This window comes from Hafnia paralvei, from assembly GCF_020150375.1.
Taxonomy (GTDB): domain Bacteria; phylum Pseudomonadota; class Gammaproteobacteria; order Enterobacterales; family Enterobacteriaceae; genus Hafnia; species Hafnia paralvei.
In genome coordinates this window covers 3,371,395-3,393,393 of record NZ_CP083737.1, presented here as the reverse complement: position 1 = coordinate 3,393,393, position 21,999 = coordinate 3,371,395, and the positions used below count along the sequence as shown (strand labels likewise).

General features: G+C 48.9%; 17 protein-coding genes, 1 pseudogene and 1 riboswitch. Of the genes and pseudogenes, 13 read left to right on the top strand and 5 right to left on the bottom strand.

What is annotated here, in order from left to right:
- Positions 1-12 precede the first annotated feature (12 nt).
- Entirely contained in the window at positions 13-1,053 is a 1,041-nt protein-coding gene (gene purM, locus K9N75_RS16005; RefSeq protein WP_224451878.1) for a phosphoribosylformylglycinamidine cyclo-ligase, read from the bottom strand.
- Between the two features lie 302 nt (positions 1,054-1,355).
- On the opposite strand from purM, the gene upp reads away from it, so the two are divergent.
- The 6 genes from upp to K9N75_RS15975 all read left to right on the top strand — a co-directional run bounded on the left by upp (position 1,356) and on the right by K9N75_RS15975 (position 7,251).
- A complete protein-coding gene (gene upp / locus K9N75_RS16000; protein ID WP_035503097.1) occupies positions 1,356-1,982 on the top strand; it encodes a uracil phosphoribosyltransferase in 627 nt (208 codons plus the stop codon).
- Between the two features lie 207 nt (positions 1,983-2,189).
- Positions 2,190-3,482, top strand: a complete 1,293-nt coding sequence (gene uraA, locus K9N75_RS15995) for a uracil permease (protein ID WP_004091836.1) — start codon at positions 2,190-2,192, stop codon at positions 3,480-3,482.
- Between the two features lie 81 nt (positions 3,483-3,563).
- Entirely contained in the window at positions 3,564-4,271 is a 708-nt protein-coding gene (hda, locus tag K9N75_RS15990) for a DnaA inactivator Hda (RefSeq protein ID WP_004091837.1), read from the top strand.
- 120 nt (positions 4,272-4,391) lie between these two features.
- A riboswitch (TPP riboswitch) is annotated at positions 4,392-4,488 on the top strand.
- 32 nt (positions 4,489-4,520) lie between these two features.
- Complete coding sequence (gene thiM / locus K9N75_RS15985) at positions 4,521-5,357, top strand: hydroxyethylthiazole kinase (RefSeq protein ID WP_130954324.1); 837 nt, start codon at positions 4,521-4,523, stop codon at positions 5,355-5,357.
- The gene (thiD, locus tag K9N75_RS15980) at positions 5,354-6,154 is read left to right on the top strand and encodes a bifunctional hydroxymethylpyrimidine kinase/phosphomethylpyrimidine kinase (RefSeq protein ID WP_008814207.1); all 801 of its coding nucleotides are present in this window, start codon (positions 5,354-5,356) and stop codon (positions 6,152-6,154) included. The genes thiM and thiD overlap by 4 nt, the downstream gene beginning before the upstream one ends.
- 218 nt (positions 6,155-6,372) lie before the next feature.
- Positions 6,373-7,251, top strand: coding sequence for an endonuclease/exonuclease/phosphatase family protein (locus tag K9N75_RS15975; RefSeq protein ID WP_020303637.1), 879 nt, complete (start codon positions 6,373-6,375; stop codon positions 7,249-7,251).
- A 68-nt stretch (positions 7,252-7,319) separates the two neighbouring features.
- On the opposite strand, the gene K9N75_RS15970 is transcribed toward K9N75_RS15975, so the two are convergent.
- A complete protein-coding gene (locus K9N75_RS15970) occupies positions 7,320-8,174 on the bottom strand; it encodes a hypothetical protein (protein ID WP_008814205.1) in 855 nt (284 codons plus the stop codon).
- 196 nt (positions 8,175-8,370) lie between these two features.
- On the opposite strand from K9N75_RS15970, the gene K9N75_RS15965 reads away from it, so the two are divergent.
- Both K9N75_RS15965 and K9N75_RS15960 read left to right on the top strand, forming a co-directional pair.
- The gene (locus tag K9N75_RS15965; RefSeq protein WP_008814204.1) at positions 8,371-8,832 is read left to right on the top strand and encodes an inhibitor of vertebrate lysozyme family protein; all 462 of its coding nucleotides are present in this window, start codon (positions 8,371-8,373) and stop codon (positions 8,830-8,832) included.
- A gap of 234 nt (positions 8,833-9,066) precedes the next feature.
- A complete protein-coding gene (locus K9N75_RS15960; protein ID WP_374057959.1) occupies positions 9,067-9,702 on the top strand; it encodes a DsbA family protein in 636 nt (211 codons plus the stop codon).
- A 66-nt stretch (positions 9,703-9,768) separates the two neighbouring features.
- Here the strand turns inward: K9N75_RS15960 and narL are convergent, their stop codons facing one another.
- Together narL and narX are read right to left on the bottom strand one after the other, a co-directional pair.
- The gene (gene narL / locus K9N75_RS15955; RefSeq protein WP_008814202.1) at positions 9,769-10,431 is read right to left on the bottom strand and encodes a two-component system response regulator NarL; all 663 of its coding nucleotides are present in this window, start codon (positions 10,429-10,431) and stop codon (positions 9,769-9,771) included.
- A gap of 31 nt (positions 10,432-10,462) precedes the next feature.
- A complete protein-coding gene (gene narX, locus K9N75_RS15950; protein ID WP_061059740.1) occupies positions 10,463-12,241 on the bottom strand; it encodes a nitrate/nitrite two-component system sensor histidine kinase NarX in 1,779 nt (592 codons plus the stop codon).
- 327 nt (positions 12,242-12,568) lie between these two features.
- On the opposite strand from narX, the gene K9N75_RS15945 reads away from it, so the two are divergent.
- Positions 12,569-13,984, top strand: coding sequence for a NarK family nitrate/nitrite MFS transporter (locus K9N75_RS15945; protein WP_224451877.1), 1,416 nt, complete (start codon positions 12,569-12,571; stop codon positions 13,982-13,984).
- 239 nt (positions 13,985-14,223) lie between these two features.
- Here K9N75_RS15945 and K9N75_RS15940 read toward each other — a convergent pair whose 3' ends face one another.
- On the bottom strand, positions 14,224-14,676 hold the full coding sequence (locus K9N75_RS15940) for a hypothetical protein (RefSeq protein WP_008814199.1): 453 nt from the start codon (positions 14,674-14,676) through the stop codon (positions 14,224-14,226).
- A 472-nt stretch (positions 14,677-15,148) separates the two neighbouring features.
- On the opposite strand from K9N75_RS15940, the pseudogene K9N75_RS15935 reads away from it, so the two are divergent.
- From K9N75_RS15935 to narI, 4 genes and pseudogenes are all read left to right on the top strand, one after another.
- Positions 15,149-18,925, top strand: a pseudogene (locus K9N75_RS15935) (nitrate reductase subunit alpha).
- Complete coding sequence (gene narH / locus K9N75_RS15930; RefSeq protein ID WP_224451876.1) at positions 18,922-20,481, top strand: nitrate reductase subunit beta; 1,560 nt, start codon at positions 18,922-18,924, stop codon at positions 20,479-20,481. Before K9N75_RS15935 ends, narH begins: the two are co-directional and overlap by 4 nt.
- A complete protein-coding gene (narJ, locus tag K9N75_RS15925) occupies positions 20,478-21,200 on the top strand; it encodes a nitrate reductase molybdenum cofactor assembly chaperone (protein ID WP_061059742.1) in 723 nt (240 codons plus the stop codon). The genes narH and narJ overlap by 4 nt, the downstream gene beginning before the upstream one ends.
- Positions 21,197-21,874, top strand: a complete 678-nt coding sequence (gene narI, locus K9N75_RS15920) for a respiratory nitrate reductase subunit gamma (RefSeq protein WP_224451875.1) — start codon at positions 21,197-21,199, stop codon at positions 21,872-21,874. The genes narJ and narI overlap by 4 nt, the downstream gene beginning before the upstream one ends.
- Positions 21,875-21,999: the final 125 nt, after the last annotated feature.

Below are 21,999 nucleotides of genomic sequence, written 5' to 3'. Positions count from 1 at the left end.
AACATGAACCGCTTATGCGTTAATCACCACACGCTCTTCGCTGGTGGAAGCGGCAATTGTACCGATTTTCCACGCCTTTTCACCGTTGGCATTCATGAGTGCGATAGCGGCATCGGCTTCTACGGCTGGCAGAGCGATAATCATACCTACGCCACAGTTAAAGGTACGATACATTTCATGACGGCTGACGTTACCGTTCTGCTGGAGCCAGTTAAAGACTGCAGGCCACTGCCAACTGGATTCATCAATGACGGCCTGAGTACCCTCCGGCAGAACGCGTGGGATATTCTCCCAGAATCCGCCACCGGTCAGGTGGGCAATGGCATGAATGTCATGTTCTTCAATCAGTTTCAGAACTGATTTTACGTAGATTTTAGTGGGAGCCAATAAATGATCGGCGAGTGGTTTGCCTTCTAGCTCTATGGTGAGTGGGTCGGCATGGCTGACTTCAAGAATTTTGCGAACCAGAGAGTAACCGTTCGAATGAGGGCCGCTTGCGCCGAGTGCGATTAATACGTCACCCGCTTCAACTTTGCTGCCGTCGATGATTTCTGATTTTTCGACCACGCCGACACAGAAGCCGGCGACGTCGTAATCTTCGCCGTGGTACATACCGGGCATTTCAGCGGTTTCGCCACCGACCAATGCGCAACCGGACTGTTTACAGCCTTCAGCGATACCGGTGATAACGCTAGCCGCGGTATCTACGTCCAGTTTACCCGTAGCGTAATAATCGAGGAAGAACAGCGGCTCGGCGCCCTGTACGACTAAGTCATTGACGCACATTGCGACTAAATCAATGCCGATAGTATCGTGACGTTTCAAGTCCATCGCCAGACGTAGCTTGGTGCCGACGCCGTCGGTGCCAGAAACCAAAATTGGTTCGCGATATTTTTGTGGTAGGGCGCAGAGCGCACCGAATCCACCCAGCCCCCCCATGACCTCTGGGCGACGAGTTTCTTTTACCACACCTTTAATGCGATCAACTAAGGCATTGCCAGCATCAATGTCTACACCTGCGTCTTTGTAACTGAGAGCGGTTTTGTCGGTCACTGCGAAAATCCCCATGGCGGTTAGGATGAGTTCTGGTATCTGTGATAAAGCGAGTGGTCGCGTGGCCTAAGCTCACATCAGATAACAGAAACCACCCTGAAATATTCAAGAGCGCGGCAATTCTAACAGTCTAGGCAAACGTTTGCGAGCGGCTTGTGAAGGGGATCTGGTTTTTTCCTGTAATCCGTGTAGATCTCATCTAAGCTGATCTGGATCATGATTTTAACGGTGGCGCAGAAATTAAAAGGCGGTATAATCTCGCGATTTTTTTTTGCGCTGACCGCTACCTGGGAGATGAAATGATGAAGATCGTCGAAGTAAAACACCCGCTCGTAAGACACAAACTGGGCTTGATGCGCGAGAACGATATTAGCACCAAACGTTTTCGCGAACTGGCATCAGAGGTCGGGAGTTTACTGACCTATGAAGCGACCGCAGACCTAGAAACAGAAAAAGTCACTATTGATGGTTGGTGCGGTCCGGTCGAAGTAGATCAGATCAAAGGCAAAAAAATCACCGTGGTTCCAATCCTGCGCGCAGGTCTGGGCATGATGGAAGGCGTCTTGGAGCATGTACCAAGCGCGCGTATCAGCGTCGTTGGCGTTTACCGTGACGAAGAAACTCTGGAACCTGTACCTTATTTCCAGAAACTGGTTTCTAACATCGATGAGCGTATGGCTCTGGTGGTTGACCCAATGTTGGCAACCGGCGGTTCTATGATTGCCACCATCGACCTGCTGAAGAAAGCGGGCTGCCATAGCATTAAAGTGCTGGTATTGGTTGCTGCGCCTGAAGGTATTGCCGCACTGGAAAAAGCACATCCAGACGTTGAGCTGTATACCGCATCTATCGATCAGGGCTTGAATGAGAAGGGGTACATCATTCCTGGCTTGGGCGATGCGGGCGATAAGATATTTGGTACTAAATAAAAGATGAGCCGGCTTTGAGAGTCGGCTTTTTTTTGGCCTGTATCCTTCATATATGAAGCGGCATTTGTGCTGGCGAGGTTCACTGATGAGACCAAGTGATTTGGGAGTGAACCTAGGCGGTTAGATGCAACTCCCAATATTTAGGGTGAGGCCAAGTTCAAAACACAACACCTGATAATTCAATAAAATCACTTAGAGGATGTAACCATGACTCGTCGCGTCATCGGAGTAAGCGAACGCCCACCGCTTTTGCAAACGATTCCGTTGAGCTTTCAGCACCTGTTTGCCATGTTTGGGGCAACGGTGCTCGTGCCTATTTTATTTAAGATTAACCCTGCGACGGTTTTGCTGTTTAACGGTATTGGTACGCTGCTGTATTTATTCATCTGTAAGGGCAAAATCCCCGCTTATCTGGGCTCTAGCTTTGCCTTTATTTCCCCTGTGATGCTGCTTTTACCGTTGGGTTATGAACTTGCATTAGGGGGGTTTATCGTCTGCGGCGCACTGTTTTGTTTGGTCGCGCTAATTGTGAAAAAAGCGGGAACCGGCTGGCTGGATGTGATGTTTCCACCCGCAGCGATGGGCGCGATTGTGGCCGTAATTGGTTTGGAGTTGGCTGGGGTCGCGGCCAACATGGCTGGATTGCTGCCTGCCAACGGGGCTTCCGTAGACAGCACGACGATTACGATCTCTATGGTCACTCTTGGTGTGACCGTGCTGGGCTCGGTACTGTTCCGTGGTTTCTTGGCAATTATTCCTATTCTTATTGGTGTGCTGGCGGGTTATGCCCTGTCGTTTGCGATGGGCGTTGTCGATTTAACGCCGATCCGTGAAGCACACTGGTTTGCGTTGCCGACGTTCTATACGCCGAAATTTGAGTGGTTTGCGATTCTGACGATTCTACCCGCCGCGCTGGTGGTTATTGCAGAGCACGTTGGTCATTTAGTTGTTACGGCGAATATTGTGAAGAAAGATTTGCTACGCGATCCGGGGCTGCATCGTTCGATGTTTGCTAACGGTCTGTCTACGATGTTCTCCGGTTTCTTTGGCTCAACACCCAATACCACTTACGGTGAAAACATCGGCGTTATGGCGATCACTAAGGTATACAGCACATGGGTTATCGGCGGTGCAGCGGTGTTGGCGATTCTATTATCCTGCATCGGCAAACTGGCTGCGGCGATCCAGATGGTACCCGTACCGGTGATGGGCGGGGTGTCCCTACTGCTGTACGGGGTAATCGGTGCTTCTGGTATCCGCGTACTGATTGAGTCTAAAGTGGACTACAACAAAGCGCAGAACCTGATCCTGACCTCGATTATTTTGATCATCGGCGTGAGCGGCGCGACGATCCATATTGGTGCGGCTGAGCTGAAAGGCATGGCTTTGGCAACGATCGTGGGTATCGCGATGAGCTTGTTATTCAAAGTGATCAGTATGGTGCGTGGTGAAGAAGTGATCATCGACGAACAGGAAGAAGAGCAAACGCCTGCTCGTTAATTCGATCCTTCAGATCCTAACTCAACAGCCGCTGGTTTATGTGTTAAACTGGCGGCGTTTTTTTGCCTGTTTTGGTTTGAGGTGCTTCTGAATACGCCGGCACAGCTTTCACTGCCACTTTATTTACCTGATGACGAGACTTTCGCAAGTTTCTATTCGGGAGAGAATTCTTCTCTGTTAGCTGCATTGCAGGGCGCTTTGCAGCAGGAGCATGGTACCTATATCTATTTTTGGTCGCGTGAGGGTGGGGGACGAAGTCACCTGCTGCATGCGGCCTGCGCAGAACTTTCCCAACGCGGAGAAGCCGTGGGCTATGTGCCTTTGGATAAACGCGCCTACTTTGTGCCAGAGGTTCTTGATGGCATGGAGCAACTCTCTCTGGTGTGTATCGATAATATCGAATGTATCGCGGGAGAAGAGGAGTGGGAGATGGCAATTTTCAATCTCTATAACCGCATCCTTGAAACCGGCCGCACACGCCTATTGATCACCGGCGATCGCCCTCCGCGCCAACTGAATCTGCGTTTACCCGATTTGGCCTCGCGTCTGGACTGGGGACAAATCTATAAACTCCAGCCACTCGGCGACGAAGACAAACTTTTAGCACTACAGCTACGCTCTAAATTGCGCGGTTTTGAATTGCCAGAGGATGTCGGACGTTTCCTACTAAAGCGTCTGGATCGTGAAATGCGTACGCTGTTTATGACGTTGGATCAGTTGGATAGGGCGTCGATCACCGCACAGCGCAAGCTGACGATCCCGTTTGTGAAAGAGATATTGTCGCTTTAAGATTTTGTTTTTTGTCTGGCATCTATGTTGTGCCAGAGTTTAATACCATAGGCTGTTTACCTGATTGTTATCAGCCTTGTCCGTTCTAATTTGAACGGAACATCGTCGTAATAGTGTGTTTTAAATGACTCGGGGTGCCCTTCTTTGTGAAGGCTGAGAAATACCCGTATTACCTGATCTGGATAATGCCAGCGTAGGGAAGTCAGATGCTTTAAGGCATCGTCTTCTTGACCGCCGGTTGGGAGGAATATGTCTATCACGTCCAATACATGCCCCACCGACTTACTCATCGATTTCCCCACAGACCGTGCCGCAGCCGTTTTTACTCAGTTTCGCTGTTGTGCCCCGTTGGTACACTGTCTCACTAACGAAGTCGTACAGACGTTCACCGCCAATGTCCTACTGGCTTTGGGTGCATCACCCGCAATGGTGGTCGAGCCTGCAGAGGCTGCTCAGTTTTCTTCCATAGCTGACGCTTTGTTGATTAATATCGGGACACTGCATGCGCAACGAGCGCAATCGATGCTGGCAGCCATTGCCTCGGCCAAGCAAAACCAAAAACCTTGGATTTTAGACCCCGTAGCCGTTGGGGGGCTGACCTATCGTACCGAATTCGCTAATCATCTTTTATCTCTTCAACCTGCGGTTATTCGCGGGAATGCCTCTGAAATCCTCGCATTAAGCGGAACAGCTCCCGGTGGGCGCGGTGTTGATAGTGTTGATGGTTCTTTGGATGCCTTGCCTGCAGCGCAAGCTTTAGCGCAGCAAACGGGCGCTATCGTTGCTGTCACCGGCGTGACTGACTACGTGACTGACGGAGATAAAACCTACGCGGTTAACGGTGGTGATGCATTGATGACACGCGTTGTCGGCACTGGTTGCGCACTCTCCGCCGTGGTGGCGGCGTTTAGCGTTCAACAGCCTGATAGGTTGTTGGCAGTAGCGACAGCGTGCCGAGTGATGTCGCTGGCCGGTGAACGAGCTGTGCGTCATTCATCCGGTCCTGGCAGTTTCATTCCCGCTTTCCTCGACTCTCTGTACCAACTTTCCCCGCAGGATTTTTTACGTTCAGGAGATATTCAATGAAGCGAATTAATGCACTGACTATTGCAGGAACGGATCCGAGCGGTGGCGCGGGTATTCAGGCAGATTTAAAAACTTTTTCAGCGCTGGGAGCTTATGGCACCAGCGTGATCACCGCACTAGTGGCGCAAAATACCTGTGGAGTACAGTCGGTTTATCAGATTGACCCCTTGTTTGTTGGGGCACAGCTGGATTCAGTATTAACCGATGTTCGTATCGATAGTGCGAAAATCGGCATGTTGGCGAATGCAGAAATTGTTGCGCAGGTTGCTCAGGCGTTAAAGCGCTACACGATCCCCTTTGTGGTGTTAGATACCGTTATGGTGGCAAAAAGCGGCGATCCGCTACTCGCACCTGAAGCTGTGCAAGCCGTCCGTGAACTGCTACTGCCCAACGTGGCGTTGATTACTCCCAATTTGCCGGAGGCCGCGGCCTTGTTAGCCTGTCCCATGGCGACAAATGAAGATGAAATGCGCCGCCAAGGGTACGCGTTGCTTGAGATGGGATGTCAAGCAGTGTTGATGAAAGGTGGACACCTAAGCAATAACGAAAGTCCTGATTGGCTATTTAGCGCCGACGGTGAGCAGCGCTTTACGGCTCCCAGAGTTCACACCCGTCATACTCATGGCACCGGATGTACGTTATCTGCGGCGCTAGCTGCACTGCGTCCTCGACATCATAGTTGGAGTGAAACGTTATTCATGGCGAAAAATTATCTGCAAAATGCGCTGGAAGCCGCGGATTCATTAGAGGTCGGGCAAGGGATTGGACCCGTGCATCATTTTCATCAGTGGTGGTAAAAGCCTGAGACGCCAAATGAAGAGAGGATTTTGTGTAACTCGCTGATTTATATTATGTAAGTTGAATCACACTTGCATGGAAACTGTGATGTAACACGAGGTTTAGATATTTAGTCATCCGAGTTAAGTGTGACCTTTCTTCATTTTGATACCAAACAGTTTTTGCTTGGAAATCGTGATTATCATGTACTGGCAAATAAATTAACCAGGTGACATTAATGAAAAAAATAATTCTAGGCCTTATTCCATTTGTTGTTTTTGCAGCCCACGCCGATACAAAGGTTCTGACTCCTGAAAAAAATGGTACGCCAAATAAAATCTATAGCGAATCTCAAGCGCCTCAGCTGACTATTGCTAATTACAATATGGCTGCGGCAAGGGTATCCGATCTCAGCACGCTTGCTAAAGCGATTAAGGCGATGAATGCCGATATTATTTCGTTGAATGAGGTCGATAAAAATACGCAGCGCAGCGGAAAGGTTGATCAAGTTGCCGAGCTTGCTAAGTTAACGGGTATGCACGCTGCATTTGGTAAAGCGATTGATTTCGAAGGTGGTGAGTACGGCGTTGCGCTGCTTTCCAAATATCCAATCGATAAGCAACAGGTGTTTCCTCTGCCATCAGGAGATGGGGAGCAGCGAGTTTTACTCGTGACTCAAATTCAGGTGCCACATTTTGATTCCCCTATCATCATGATGAGTACGCATCTTGATTGGCAAGAAGATCCTACGATCCGTTTGCAGCAAATTCGTGAGATAGAAAACGTGACGATCGGGAATACCGACTCGTCGTTCAATAATATCGCTTCATCGATTAAACTTTTGGCTGGTGACTTCAACGATACCTACAATGGACCTGCAATTAGAGAGCTTGAACGCTATTGGAATCCGTTGGTTGTTGAAGGGGCTGATATGAGAACGTGGCCTGCAGCGAACCCTGCTCTCGACTTAGATCACCTTTTTGCTTTCCGTGGACAGCAGTGGAAAATTGAAGAGCTTACGGTTCCGAATAAGAAAGCAGAATGGAAGGCGGTGAATTGGCCGGTTGCCAGCGATCATATTCCAGTGATTGTTAAGATGAAGCTGCTAGAGCAATAAGATGACGTGATTGTCTGAGGATCTCTCTCTTCATCGAGAATTTCCTCAGACATATTCATGCCCAGCCTTTATTCACGGTGGGTCACCAAACTAAATAGCGCTTTGGCTCTTTGTATGTGTTCTGCATCAAAACGATTGAGCGTGAAAAATTGCTCGTTTTTTCCGGGGCGAATCGCCAAGGCTAACTGCTTCTTCCCCTGTTCATCCTGTAGCCAGCCATAAAGGTAGCTGCCAATTCCGTCGCCGTCATGCCAGCTAATCATTACCGATGTACATGGCGAGGTTTCTCCAGCAGGTCGAGTTGCAATAAAGAGTTCACCCTGCCATAGGCCGCTAAATTCATCGTCTTTTTGCAGTTTTTTCCCATTACTGGCCAACGTATTCGCTAGAGCATCGGCTTTATCTTCGGTAACTTCATTTTCAAGCGTTTGCCAAAGTGGGTAATCGTTTTCAACCTGATAACAGGCGGCACCAAGATAGTCGTTAATATCTCGCCACTGTTGGTTCACGGTTTCTTTCATCTCGGCATCAAGAATATTGCGATACTGAATCAGTCCGCCACCGTTTTCACCTAGTTGCTGGTAGGCAATTAATGCCATGGTGCGAGGCTTACGTCGAAATGTTGCCCACAGTAGAAATTTGGGAATACGGAAGGTGATGGCTTGCACGCTAAAGCGAAAATGCCCCGGTCGAGTGAGCATGAAACCGTTTGAGGTGCCGCGTTTATCTTGGTAATTGCGGATCATCACCAACGGACAGAGCCCCATCCAACCCGTTAGATAATGTTCTTTCATTGAGCCGTTCAAATCCAGATCGGCCACCATTTGCGAGATCTTATCTTCCTCGAGCTTATTCAGTGGGTGCGCAAGCTCGGCGCTGTGAAGGCTTTTATCAAGTGGTGGCAACGATGGGAGCGTGAACATATTCCTGTTTCTCAAGTCGATTCTGTTGGTTGATAGCTTACCCTAAGTTGTCATACCAACGTGAGTTTCCCGCTTTTTTGTCCTAACTTTCGTGGTATGGATCAACTTTTGGCTTGTCGCGTGGTCATATAGAATATTCGTATGTTTTTAATTGTTAGATTTGCATTAGATATTAGAGCCGCAAAGGATGTTGACTATGATTGATAAAAAAATGCTTAGAATCGCGTTGTTTGGTGTCGTACTGGGGATCAGTTCGACCAGTTTTGCTGTAAATATCCCTATTTCAACGTCGGAGCTGGTACAGCAATCAGGCTATCAACAAACGTGGCAAAAGATGGTGAAGGGGCAGAAAAATTTGCCTGTTTGGGCCCGCAAAGGTACTGGCACCTCAACCCCTCCTGAATGGGTAACTTGGCAAGGCAAAAAATATCAGATAGGGAATATTTGCAAACCCCACGACTGCGCCAATAACTTCATGTATGTGGCATTTAGTAGCGATAAGAAGCAGGCATGGGGCGTTCGTGTGGAAATCACGGATACTCCAGATGCACTTGAACACCCAAGCAAGTATGCAAAATATCAGTGGCTGGGTAAGCCGAACGAGCAGATGAAGGCGATGCTCACTAACCAAATTGAAAGCAAGCCAGACTGGAAATAATCTGTCATAACGTACTTTTGTTATATATTTCCCGAGCATTAAGAGTGCTCGGGAAATAAAAATTTTAATTTTTGACTCTTTTTATGGTTATTTCTATCGAAATTATCAGCGAGCAATTAATACTCAAGTTTGTATTTCTGTGTAATTAACCGTAAATAGGGCGTGGTTTTTTGCGTGTTGATGCTAACATTTTTGCCGATGTTTCACTCTCTAATAACGGTAATGCTCAAACATATGAAAAAGTATCTTTTGCTGGCGTTGTTCAGCGCATTCTCATTATTCGCTTTTGCGTCGCATGCGGCGGATTATCAAGAAGGCAAACAGTACATAAAACTGCAGAATAAAGTACCGAATGCCCCCGCGGTTGTTGAGTTTTTCTCCTTTTATTGCCCACCGTGCAACCAATTTGCCAACGTTTACAAAGTAGGACAAGCGGTGAATGAGCGCTTACCTCAGGGCGAAAAGGTGGTGAAGTATCACGCTAGCTTCTTGGGCGCAATGGGAGAAGAGCTTACCGAGGCATGGTCTATCGCGATTGCTTTAGGGGTTGAAGACAAAGTTGAACAGCCTCTTTTTGACGCCGTGCAGAAAAACAAATCAATTAATAGCAAAGAAGATATCCGTCAGGTATTTATTAACGCGGGTATCCCTGCCGAAGAATATGATGGGGCAGCGCATAGCTTTATGGTGAAATCGATTACCGCTAAGCAAAAAAATGCACTTGAAGCCTTCGGCGTGCGCGGCACTCCATCATTCTACGTAGATGGACAATATCAGATTAAAAATGATGGTATGCAGTCGAAGACGGTAGAAGGTTACCGCACCGAGTATGCCGATGTAGTGAAATTCCTAATCGATCACAATAAATAAAACTCTCTTTTAATAAAAAAGCCCGTTAGGTCATCTAGCGGGCTTTTTGGTTATTTAAATCTCAGACTAAAACACTTTTTCTTGTAACACCCAAACGGCAGCTTCCACCCGTGATTTTAACTTCATCTTTTTCAGTAAGTGTTTGACGTGAACTTTTACCGTACTTTCGGTAATCATGAGTTTACGAGCGATCATTTTGTTAGGTAGCCCTTGGGCAATCAGCTTCAAAATGTCACATTCGCGCGGTGTTAACTGTTGGACGTCACGTTCAGAGGAAGGCCGACTTTCACGCAGGCTAGCGGCTAAAACGGGGGTGAGTGCCTCGCTGAGCACCACCTGTCCAGCGGCGGCTTGATGTAGAGATCGCAGCAGATCTTCTGGCTCCATATCTTTCAGCAGATAGCCATCGGCACCGCGCTTTAGCGCGCTGATCACATCGTCTTCATGGTTGGAAACGCTAAATACCACCACACGGCCAGAAAGCGTCCGGGTGCGCAGTTGATCCAGCGTTTCTAGCCCATTCATACCAGGCATATTGAGGTCGAGCAAAATTAAATCAGGATCGAGTTTTTCAGCTAATTCGATACCTTGTTGACCACTGCTGGCCTCACCAATCACCTTGAGCTGTGGTTCTAAGCTAATGAGTTGTTTTACGCCGCTACGCAGCATCGGATGATCGTCAATCAATATAATAGTGTATTGATCTTCTGGGGCTAATTCGGAATTCATCACTCTCTCCTCTAAACCAGATGCCGCGGAATTAACGTGATTCCTGTGGGAAGACAACGCGCACTTCCGTGCCGCCGTTCTCTCGGCGTGAAATGGCACACTCTCCGTTTAGGCTATTGGCGCGATCGCTCATAATCACTAACCCATAGTGGTTGTGTCGCTCAGGTGTATCGCTTATGCCAAGGCCGTTATCTCGAACGCACATAACAATGTCGTCGTTTTGCATCGCAACGCTGATGTCTACCTGCGTTGCCTGCGCATGCTTAAGAATGTTGCTTAGTGCCTCGCGGGCGATTTGTACTAGATGAATTGCCTGATGCGGTGGTACTGACTTGGCGGGAAGCTGATAATCCAGCTGAATATCGAAGCCAAAGCGCTGATTAAATTCGGCTACGGTAACCTGTAACGCGGCCAGCAGCCCAGGTTCGCTGAGCTTAAGTCGGAAAGTGGTTAGCAGTTCGCGTAGCTGACGGTAAGCTGCATTTAGCTCCTCACGCATTTCTTGAAGCTGCTCCCGAATATTATCGGGCAGCGCAGTAGATTGCATCTGCAAGTAACTGATTTTCATCTTGAGGCAGGATAAAGACTGTGCAATGGAATCATGCAGTTCGCGCGCGATGGCGGAGCGTTCTTCCATCACCGCAAGCTGCTGTTGTTGGTCAGCCTGTTGTTCTAACGCTAATGTGCTGGTGATCTGTTCGGCCAGCGTCATCATCAGCTGCTGTTGCTCCGGCTGAAGGCTAAATCCGTCAGGCAACTGCGCAAGAATCAGACCATACTTACCGGCCTGATCGTTGAGGCGCCAGCTTACGGTATGACTAGGTGCAGTATGCAGGTGCTCAGGCTGATTTAAGCACTGTACACAGTGGCTATCGGGGCAGCGCAATGGGCGCTCTGTCTCAACACAGTTCAGTTCGTCAAACTGCTCATCGCTGTTATTTTCATAAAGGCGAATTTGTAAGGAGTGCAGCGGGGTGAGTTCCTGTAACTCGGTCAGAACAGGTAGCAAACGGGAACACAGTGGCGCCCGCGAATGTAACTGGCGGCTGGCTCGGTAAAGATAAGAAAGCACCTGATTTTTCTTTTGCAGGTCATTGGTTTTTTGTTCGACGAGCTGTTCAAGCTTGCCATACATCAGCGACAGTTCTGATGACATGGCATTCAGCGTTGAACCAAGGATGGCCATCTCATCCTGATGCGTGGTTTGCTGAAAGCGTTGGCTGAAATTTCCTTGTCCAATAGTTTGCGACATGCTTACCAGTTGGCGCCAAGGGTGTAGTAAACGGCGGCGTAAATAGAAAACGGTTCCGGCCAGAAGTAGCAACGTCAGCAGGATAAAAATTTTCTGTACCACGCCGACCATGGTTAAACGTTGTTCGGTCTGATGATCGATAGAGGAAACCAACTCATCGAGATGCCCGACAAATCTCACCACATTTTCTCTGGCGTCAGCGGGGTGCTTAGATGCAATCAACGCAGGACGCAACTGTTCTTGCCAGTAGCGCTGTAGCGCGGTGAACTGACCGTTGAGATGTTCTTCTTTGACCGCAGAGAGCAAGACTGGGCTATTTAAAGATTTTTCCAGCTCATCGAGATAGCGTTGATTGCTGCTATTTAACGGTACCATCGATAACAGGCGATAACTCTGCATACGCAGAGATCCAGACGTATTTATCGCATGGGCATTGCCCTGAATACTTTGTGCCATCCAACCTGAAACGCTCATGCCTGCAATGCCAATGATACCCAGCAACAGCATTAAAGCTGCCACCTGACTGACAATTGAAAAACGGGCACAGAAATGTTTCATAGCGATTTACCGGCGGTCGAAATGAGTCAGCAAAGGGAAAGATGCCCTTAAAAGGCCTTTTTAAATCATCCTAGTGAATAACCCCATACCCATAAGGAAGTAACCCTTAATATTTGCCTATGCTACTCACGCAGTGAATGCCATTTTCACCCGCTTTTAACCAGATGATTCTTCAGAAATATTTATCATAAAGCCGACTACTCATTAAGGGAGTTATGGCTAATTACGGTAAATTGCTACCTTACAGCGGCTTGATTTGTATCAAGTTTGCTCAGGTGCGTGATGCGTACAACTCCGCTACTTAACCGGATAAAAGCAGAGGTTTATATGACACAAGCATCCGCTCCAGACTTAAAGCAAAAAGGGGGCGTGATTCAGGACTGGCGCCCTGAAGAGCCAGAGTTTTGGCAGAAAATAGGCCAGAAAACGGCTCAGCGTAATCTATGGATTTCAATTCCTTGTTTATTACTCGCTTTTTGCGTCTGGATGTTATTCAGCGCGGTGGCGGTAAATCTTAACAAAGTTGGTTTTAACTTCACGACCGACCAACTGTTTATGTTAACTGCGCTACCGTCTGTTTCTGGCGCTATTTTGCGGGTGCCATACTCCTTTGTGATCCCTATGTTTGGCGGGCGTCGCTGGACGGCAATTAGCACCATCTTCTTAGTGATCCCATGTGTATGGCTGGGTTTTGCCGTGCAGGATCCCTCGACGTCGTTTAGCGTGTTTGTGACGATTTCCCTGCTGTGCGGTTTTGCCGGGGCAAACTTTGCTTCCAGCATGGCTAACATTAGTTTCTTCTTCCCGAAAAACAAACAGGGCGGCGCACTGGGGCTAAACGGTGGTTTGGGGAATTTGGGCGTAAGCGTGATGCAGTTGATTGCGCCTATCGCTATTTCAATCAGCATTTTCGGTATTTTTGGTGGTACGGGTCATACTCAGCCCGACGGCAGCAGTTTGTGGCTGGAGAATGCGGCTTGGATCTGGGTTCCTTTCCTGATCATCGCTACGCTGTTTGCCTGGTTCGGAATGAACGATCTGGCGGCGTCTAAAGCGTCTTTGAGCCAGCAGTTACCGGTATTAAAACGTGCACATCTATGGATATTGAGCGTGCTCTACCTCTCGACCTTTGGCTCATTCATCGGTTTTTCTGCTGGTTTTGCCATGCTGTCGAAAACACAGTTCCCAGATGTGGTGATTTTGCATTATGCGTTCTTTGGGCCTTTCTTAGGGGCGTTAGCTCGTCCAGTGGGGGGCGCGTTATCCGATCGCTTTGGGGGGATTCGCGTCACCCTGATTAACTTCGTATTGATGGCAATTTTTGCCGCGCTGCTGTTCTTGACCTTACCAACGCACGGTATCGGTGGCTCATTTATCGCGTTCTACAGCGTCTTTATGTTGTTGTTCTTAACTGCGGGGTTGGGGAGTGGTTCTACTTTCCAGATGATCGCTGTGGTATTTCGTAAAATCACGATAGATAGCGTCAAGGCTCATGGGGGGAGCGATGAGCAGGCTCAACGCGAAGCGGTCACTGACACAGCGGCAGCATTGGGCTTTATCTCTGCGATTGGGGCAGCGGGTGGGTTCTTCATTCCTAAAGCGTTTGGTACTTCTCTGGCGCTGACGGGCTCTCCGGCTGGCGCAATGAAGGTTTTCGTGGTGTTTTATGTGGTCTGTATTCTGATTACCTGGTTTGTTTACGGGCGAAATTTGAAAACGTTAGCGACCAAAAAATCACGCTAATTTTTTCATCAATATATAAAAAACCCCCGGCTAAAATTGCTTAATGCTGTTCATTTAAGAGAGCGAGATACACGGGGCTAGCACACCGCGGGGCACTCCGGCGGCTTCGCCGCTACGACCCCATCGGTGTACTTTCCCTAAAATCAGGCTTAACTGACAAGCATTAGGCTAAAATGGCTGGGGATTTTTTATGTCTCGCGTTATTTATCTGGCGTTCGTTTATCAAGCATCGCGCCTGTTTATTCGCCATAGACCGCGTTTAAGTTTTCGTTGGTGCTGCGTGAATTTGTCTCAGGCGCGCTTAAAGCGCCACAGCGATAGTTGTGTCCACCGAGAGAAAGCAAATAATTACCGGCTTTGTCCGCGCCCCAAAATATAGGGGCGCTTGAAGCCGCCGTTTGTTTAACCAGCTCATATTTATTCGCTTTAGTGTCATACCAAACGGGCACATATTGAGAATACTTACGATAGTTAATAAAACCATGCTGTGAATAGAAATAATCCCAGGATTTAGTTTTATGATTAATCAACCCAATCACGGCATGACCACTATCGACGTCTCGCACCGTCAGGCTGATATTCTTGCCACATTTCTGGCGTTCAATGGGCGTACTCGTATCGGATTCGCTAGCGCTGGCGAACAGCGGAAGCCCAACTAAAAGGGACAGCAGCACGGGTTTTATCGTGATCATCAGGATCAACCTCAAGGATGAAAACAGCTTCTGGAAGAGATATTTTGTCCAGAAACGGATATTTTGCCGCGAGATGCTGATATGTCTGGCGAAAAAACACAATACGTTATTTTCATACTGTTACTATTATTACTAATACTATCTGAGTTTGCTTTAATTCATCCCCCCATTTTTTATTTTCAGCGTTAAAAACGGCTACCTACCCCTAAATAGTCTTCCACCTCAAATTTTACTCAACAAAATCTCAATGTTTTAAATTAATCTTTATTTTTCATATAAATAAATGATTTTTGCGTTGTTATCCTTTGGTGGTATTTCACCCAGCCTGACGTTATGACCTCCCATTCTGCCTTGATCGCAATCAAGTTCCGCGCGCGTAACGGTCGGTAGGCTGAGCCCAATCTGAGCAATGCATCATGCATATTTCACAATAATGACAGGGGCTTTAATCCCCGTACCAGGAGAACTCCGGATGAGCAAATTTCTTGACCGGTTCCGTTATTTCAAACAGAAAGGTGAAACGTTCGCTGACGGCCACGGCCAAGAATGGAACGTAAACCGTGACTGGGAAGACGGATACCGTAGCCGCTGGCAGCATGACAAAATCGTTCGTTCTACCCATGGGGTAAACTGCACAGGTTCATGCAGCTGGAAGATTTACGTCAAGAATGGCCTAGTCACTTGGGAAACCCAGCAGACGGACTATCCTCGTACACGCCCTGATTTGCCAAACCATGAACCTCGTGGATGCCCACGCGGTGCAAGCTACTCTTGGTATCTGTATAGCGCTAACCGCGTGAAATACCCCATGATGCGTAAGCGCCTGATGAAGCTTTGGCGTGAAGCAAAAGCACAGCATAGCGATCCGGTAGATGCATGGGCTTCTATCGTCAGCGACAGCGAAAAGGCGAAAGAATATAAGCAGGCGCGAGGCCGCGGTGGTTTCGTGCGTTCTAGCTGGAAAGAGGTCAACGAGCTGATTGCGGCGTCTAACGTTTACACCGCCAAACAGTATGGTCCAGACCGTATTATCGGCTTCTCACCGATTCCGGCGATGTCGATGGTTTCCTATGCCGCTGGTGCTCGCTATCTGTCGCTGATCGGCGGCGTATGTTTGAGCTTCTATGACTGGTACTGTGATTTGCCACCGGCATCACCGATGACTTGGGGCGAGCAGACCGACGTTCCTGAATCTGCTGATTGGTATAACTCTTCTTATATCATCGCATGGGGCTCGAATGTTCCACAGACGCGTACTCCTGATGCGCACTTTTTTACCGAAGTTCGTTACAAGGGAACCAAAACCGTAGCGGTGACACCAGACTACGCAGAAATTGCCAAACTTTGCGATCAGTGGCTTAACCCTAAACAGGGCACCGACAGTGCGATGGCGCTGGCGATGGGGCACGTGATCTTGAAAGAGTTCCACGTACAACGTCAGACAGAATACTTTGCCGACTATGTGCGTACATACACCGATATGCCAATGCTGGTGCTGTTGGAACCGCGCGAGGGTGGATATTATGCGGCTGGCCGTATGCTGCGTGCCTCAGATTTGGTTGATGGTCTAGGCCAGGAAAATAACCCTGAATGGAAAACTGTGGCAATTAACCAAAATGGCGAACTGACCGCTCCACAGGGTTCTATCGGTTATCGCTGGGGCGAAAAAGGCAAATGGAACTTAGAACAACGTGATGGCACCAGCGGTGAAGAGATTAAGCTACAGCTCAGTCTGCTGGATAATTATGACGAGCTTGCTGAAGTGGGCTTCCCTTACTTTGGTGGTATCAAAACCGGTGAGAGCGATCCGTTTAACAGCGTTGAACTGCAGGACATTCTGCTGCATAAACTGCCGGTAAAACGCCTTCAGTTAGCCGATGGTTCAAGTGCCTTAGTGACTAGCGTATATGATCTAACGTTAGCCAACTATGGCATTGAGCGCGGCTTAAACGATGACAACTGCGCGCAGAGCTATGACGATGTGAAAGCCTATTCTCCTGCGTGGGCTGAATTGGTCACCGGCGTAAGCAAAGAAAACATCGTACGTATTGCGCGTGAGTTTGCACAAAACGCAGAAAAAACGCGCGGACGCTCGATGATTATCGTGGGTGCCGGTGTCAACCACTGGTACCACATGGATATGACCTATCGCGGTCTTATCAATATGCTGATTTTCTGTGGTTGCGTAGGCCAGAGCGGCGGCGGTTGGGCTCACTATGTTGGACAAGAAAAACTGCGTCCGCAAACTGGCTGGACCCCACTGGCGTTTGGCCTAGATTGGCAGCGTCCACCGCGCCACATGAATAGCACCTCATTCTTCTATAACCATTCAAGCCAATGGCGTTATGAAACGGTGGGTACCGAAGAGCTGTTATCGCCCATGGCGGATAAAACCCGATTCAGCGCCAGCCTGATTGATCTGAACGTGCGCGCCGAACGTATGGGCTGGTTGCCATCAGCACCACAGTTGGGAACTAACCCGCTGCACATTGCCGAGCAGGCACGCGCGGCAGGGATGTCTCCGGTTGATTACACGGTAAAAAGCCTGAAAGACGGTTCAATTCGATTTGCTGCTGAGCAGCCTGACGATGAGAAAAACTTCCCACGTAATCTGTTTGTATGGCGTTCCAATCTGTTGGGGTCTTCCGGTAAAGGGCATGAGTATATGCTCAAATATTTGCTGGGTACTGAACATGGAATTCAGGGGCAGGATTTGGGGCAGCCGGGTGGCGTCAAGCCTGAAGACGTCGAGTGGAAAGACAACGGCGCTGAAGGCAAGTTGGATCTGGTGGTGACGCTGGATTTCCGCATGTCGAGCACCTGTTTATACTCGGATATCGTGCTGCCAACGGCAACATAGTATGAAAAAGACGACATGAATACGTCGGATATGCATCCGTTTATTCATCCATTGTCTGCCGCCGTCGATCCTGCTTGGGAATCTAAAAGCGACTGGGAAATCTATAAAGGTATCGCCGACGCGTTTTCGCGCCTGTGTGAAGGGCATCTGGGTAAAGAAACCGATATTGTCACCTTACCTATTCAGCACGATTCTGCCGCAGAGTTGGCTCAGCCGTTTGGCGTGAAGGATTGGAAAAAAGGCGAATGCGACCTAATTCCAGGGCAAACCGCGCCGCACATTATCGCAGTGGAGCGTGATTACCCAAATACCTATGCACGCTTCACGTCTCTCGGCCCATTGATGGATACGCTAGGCAACGGCGGTAAAGGCATCAGTTGGAACACACAGACTGAGGTCGATTTCCTCAAACAGCTGAACTACACCCAGCCAGACGGCGCAGCAGCCGGTCGCCCTAAAATTGAAACGGCCATTGATGCTGCGGAAGTCATTCTGTCGTTAGCTCCTGAAACTAACGGTCAAGTTGCGGTGAAAGCATGGCAGGCCTTAAGCAATATTACGGGTCGTGACCATACACATCTGGCGTTAAACAAGGAAGACGAGAAAATTCGCTTCCGCGATATTCAGGCGCAACCACGCAAAATTATCTCTAGCCCAACATGGTCTGGCTTAGAAGACGAACATGTATCTTACAACGCCTGCTACACCAACGTTCACGAGCTCATTCCTTGGCGTACGCTGAGTGGCCGCCAGCAGCTGTATCAGGATCATGAGTGGATGCGTGCCTTTGGTGAAAGCCTACTGGTATATCGTCCGCCTATCGATACTCGCGCCGCGGCGCCGGTCATGGGGAAAACGCCGAATGGTAATAAAGAAAAAGCGTTGAACTTCCTGACGCCACACCAGAAGTGGGGGATCCACTCTACTTACAGCGACAACCTGTTGATGCTGACCTTAGGCCGCGGTGGCCCAATTGTTTGGCTGAGTGAAGATGATGCCAAAGAATTAGGTATCGAGGATAACGATTGGATTGAAGCCTTTAACGCCAACGGCGCGCTGACTGCGCGTGCGGTGGTCAGCCAGCGTGTTCCTGCGGGTATGACCATGATGTACCACGCGCAAGAACGTATCGTGAATATTCCGGGCTCGGAAATCACTAGCCAGCGAGGGGGAATTCATAACTCCGTGACACGTATTTCACCGAAGCCGACACACATGATTGGCGGCTACGCTCAACTGGCCTACGGCTTTAACTACTATGGCACCGTGGGCTCTAACCGCGATGAGTTTGTCGTGGTACGTAAGATGAATCGTATCGACTGGTTAGACGATGAAGGTAACGATTACACGCAAGATCAAAAGGATAGCCAGCAGGAGAAGGCCAAATGAAAATCCGTTCTCAAGTCGGTATGGTGCTAAATCTCGATAAATGTATTGGCTGCCATACGTGTTCTGTGACCTGTAAAAATGTTTGGACTAGCCGTGAGGGCACCGAATATGCCTGGTTCAACAATGTTGAAAGCAAACCGGGCGTTGGCTATCCCCACAACTGGGAAGATCAGGAAAAGTGGAAGGGCGGCTGGATCCGTAAGATCAACGGTAAACTCGAACCACGCATGGGGAACCGCGTTGGTTTACTGTCTAAAATCTTCGCCAACCCTGATGTTCCGGGTTTAGACGATTATTACGAACCGTTTGACTACGATTATCATCATCTGCAAAACGCGCCAGAAAGCAAACATCAGCCCATTGCGCGTCCGCGTTCACTGATCACCGGTCAGCGCATGAAGAAAATCGAAAATGGTCCGAACTGGGACGATATTCTGGGCGGTGAGTTTGAAAAACGCGCTAAAGACCAGAATTTCGCCAACATGCAAAAAGAGATGTATGGTCAGTTCGAAAACACTTTCATGATGTATTTGCCGCGCCTATGTGAACACTGCCTGAATCCGGCTTGTGTTGCGACCTGCCAGAGTGGTGCGATTTACAAGCGTTCAGAAGACGGCATTGTATTGATTGATCAAGATAAATGCCGCGGTTGGCGCATGTGTTTGACCGGTTGTCCATACAAGAAAATCTACTTTAACTGGAAGAGTGGCAAATCGGAGAAGTGCATCTTCTGTTATCCACGTATTGAATCCGGACAGCCAACGATCTGCTCTGAAACCTGCGTGGGGCGTATTCGTTACTTGGGCGTATTGCTATATGACGCAGATAAGATTGCCGATGCCGCTTCAGCAGAGAATGAGCAGGATTTGTATCAGCGTCAGTTGGATATTTTCCTCGACCCTAACGATCCCGCAGTAATCGAACAGGCGCTGAAAGATGGCGTGCCGCAGGGCGTGATTGAATCAGCCCAGAAATCGCCGGTGTACAAAATGGCGATGGATTGGAAACTCGCTCTGCCATTGCATCCTGAATATCGTACGCTGCCGATGGTCTGGTATGTGCCGCCGTTGTCGCCCATTCAGTCGGCGGCGGATGCTGGAGCGTTGCCACATTCTGGCGTGCTGCCTGATGTCGAAAGTCTGCGCATTCCCGTCCAGTATCTTGCCAACTTATTGACCGCAGGTGATACCGCGCCGGTGTTGCTGGCGTTAAAACGCATGTTGGCAATGCGTCATTTCAAACGGGCTGAAACCGTGGACGGCGTCACCGACACCAGCGCGTTGGAGCAGGTGGGGTTAACTGAGGCTCAGGCACAAGAGATGTATCGCTATTTGGCAATCGCCAACTATGAAGATCGCTTTGTGATCCCATCAAGTCATCGTGAACAGGCTCGCGAGGCCTTCCCTGAAAGTAAGGGCTGTGGTTTCAGCTTTGGTGATGGCTGTCATGGTAGTGATACCACGTTTAATTTGTTTAATAGCCGCCGTATTGATGCCATCGACGTGACGCAGAAAACGCCGCGTGATGCGGATATTCATGGGGAGAAACGCTCATGATAACGCTACGCATTGTGGCTCGTCTGCTGGATTATCCCGATGAAGCCCTATGGGAAAACCAGCAGGAGCTGATCGCCGCGCTGGATGATGCGAATGAGTTAACGCTGGCGCAATCTGCTCAGTTGATGGCTTACATCCGTGACTTCACAAGCCATGATCTGATGGATGTACAGGCGCAGTACTGTGAGCTCTTCGATCGCGGGCGTGCCACCTCATTACTGTTGTTTGAGCATGTGCACGGTGAGTCTCGAGATCGCGGTCAGGCGATGGTTGATTTGATGGCGCAATATAGCGCGGCAGGTTTAGAGATCGATAGCCGCGAGTTGCCGGACTTTCTGCCAATGTATCTCGAGTTCCTCGCGAGTCGCGATCGTGAAACGGCGCGCCAAGGTTTACTGGATATTGTGCCAATTCTTGCCTTGCTGGGCGCGCGTTTGAAAGATCGCCAAAGCCACTACGCGACGCTATTTGATCTGTTGCTAGCGGTTTCAGGCACTCATGTTGAAAGTGAACAGCTTAGCGACAAAGTGGCTCAGGAGGCACGGGACGATACTCCAGCTGCATTGGATGCCGTGTGGGAAGAGGAACAAGTGAAGTTTCTTGGTGAGGAAGGCTGCGCTTCGGCACAGCAAAATGCACATCAACGTCGCTTTGCCGGAGGCGTAGCGCCGCAGTACCTCAGTTTGGACGCCACGCCGGTGGCAGGAGAACGTCAATGAATTATCTCAACCAGTTCTTTTTTGATATTTATCCCTACATGGCAGGCGCCATTTTTATTATTGGCAGTTGGATACGTTATGACTATGGTCAATATAGCTGGCGTGCGGGCTCTAGCCAAATGTTGGATAAAAAGGGAATGCGTCTGGCTTCTAACCTATTCCATATTGGGATTTTAGGTATCTTCGCTGGGCATTTTCTTGGCATGCTGACGCCGCATTGGATGTATGAGTCGTTTCTCCCTGTGCCGGTTAAGCAGAAAATGGCGATGTTTGCAGGTGGTGCATGTAGTGTGATGATGTTGATTGGCGGCGTAATGCTATTGAAGCGTCGTTTAACTAACCCACGCGTACGTGCGACCTCAAGCGTTGGCGATATTCTTATTTTGACGCTGTTGGTGGTGCAAGTATGCTTGGGACTGCTGACGATTCCGTTCTCTGCTCAACATATGGACGGCAGCGAAATGATGAAGCTGGTGGCATGGGCACAGTCAATTGTGACCTTCCACGCAGGGGCGGCTGAGCACTTAGAGGGCGTAGCACTCATTTTCAAGCTGCATATCGTATTAGGGCTTACGCTATTTGTGCTATTTCCATTCTGCCGTTTAGTGCACATCTGGAGTGTTCCCGTGGAGTATTTAACGCGTCGGTACCAAATCGTTCGTCATCGTCATTGATATTTTGAGTTTTAACAAGCCTCGTATCTCATTAAGAACACGAGGCTTTTTTTTATCTCTTATAAAACTTCGTGACTTTCGCTCATTGCTCTTGCTATGTAGCCTCATTTAGTTGTTTATAATAA

Excerpts from the sequence above, each read along its gene's own strand:
- narJ (WP_061059742.1), top strand. The coding sequence starts at position 20,478 with ATGATAACGCTACGCATTGTGGCTCGTCTGCTGGATTATCCCGATGAA.
- thiD (WP_008814207.1), top strand. The coding sequence starts at position 5,354 with ATGAAGCGAATTAATGCACTGACTATTGCAGGAACGGATCCGAGCGGT.
- upp (WP_035503097.1), top strand. The coding sequence starts at position 1,356 with ATGAAGATCGTCGAAGTAAAACACCCGCTCGTAAGACACAAACTGGGC.
- uraA (WP_004091836.1), top strand. The coding sequence starts at position 2,190 with ATGACTCGTCGCGTCATCGGAGTAAGCGAACGCCCACCGCTTTTGCAA.
- narL (WP_008814202.1), bottom strand. The coding sequence starts at position 10,431 with ATGAATTCCGAATTAGCCCCAGAAGATCAATACACTATTATATTGATT.
- K9N75_RS15960 (WP_374057959.1), top strand. The coding sequence starts at position 9,067 with ATGAAAAAGTATCTTTTGCTGGCGTTGTTCAGCGCATTCTCATTATTC.
- K9N75_RS15945 (WP_224451877.1), top strand. The coding sequence starts at position 12,569 with ATGACACAAGCATCCGCTCCAGACTTAAAGCAAAAAGGGGGCGTGATT.
- K9N75_RS15975 (WP_020303637.1), top strand. The coding sequence starts at position 6,373 with ATGAAAAAAATAATTCTAGGCCTTATTCCATTTGTTGTTTTTGCAGCC.
- narX (WP_061059740.1), bottom strand. The coding sequence starts at position 12,241 with ATGAAACATTTCTGTGCCCGTTTTTCAATTGTCAGTCAGGTGGCAGCT.
- K9N75_RS15965 (WP_008814204.1), top strand. The coding sequence starts at position 8,371 with ATGATTGATAAAAAAATGCTTAGAATCGCGTTGTTTGGTGTCGTACTG.
- K9N75_RS15940 (WP_008814199.1), bottom strand. The coding sequence starts at position 14,676 with ATGATCACGATAAAACCCGTGCTGCTGTCCCTTTTAGTTGGGCTTCCG.
- narH (WP_224451876.1), top strand. The coding sequence starts at position 18,922 with ATGAAAATCCGTTCTCAAGTCGGTATGGTGCTAAATCTCGATAAATGT.
- thiM (WP_130954324.1), top strand. The coding sequence starts at position 4,521 with ATGTCTATCACGTCCAATACATGCCCCACCGACTTACTCATCGATTTC.
- K9N75_RS15970 (WP_008814205.1), bottom strand. The coding sequence starts at position 8,174 with ATGTTCACGCTCCCATCGTTGCCACCACTTGATAAAAGCCTTCACAGC.
- narI (WP_224451875.1), top strand. The coding sequence starts at position 21,197 with ATGAATTATCTCAACCAGTTCTTTTTTGATATTTATCCCTACATGGCA.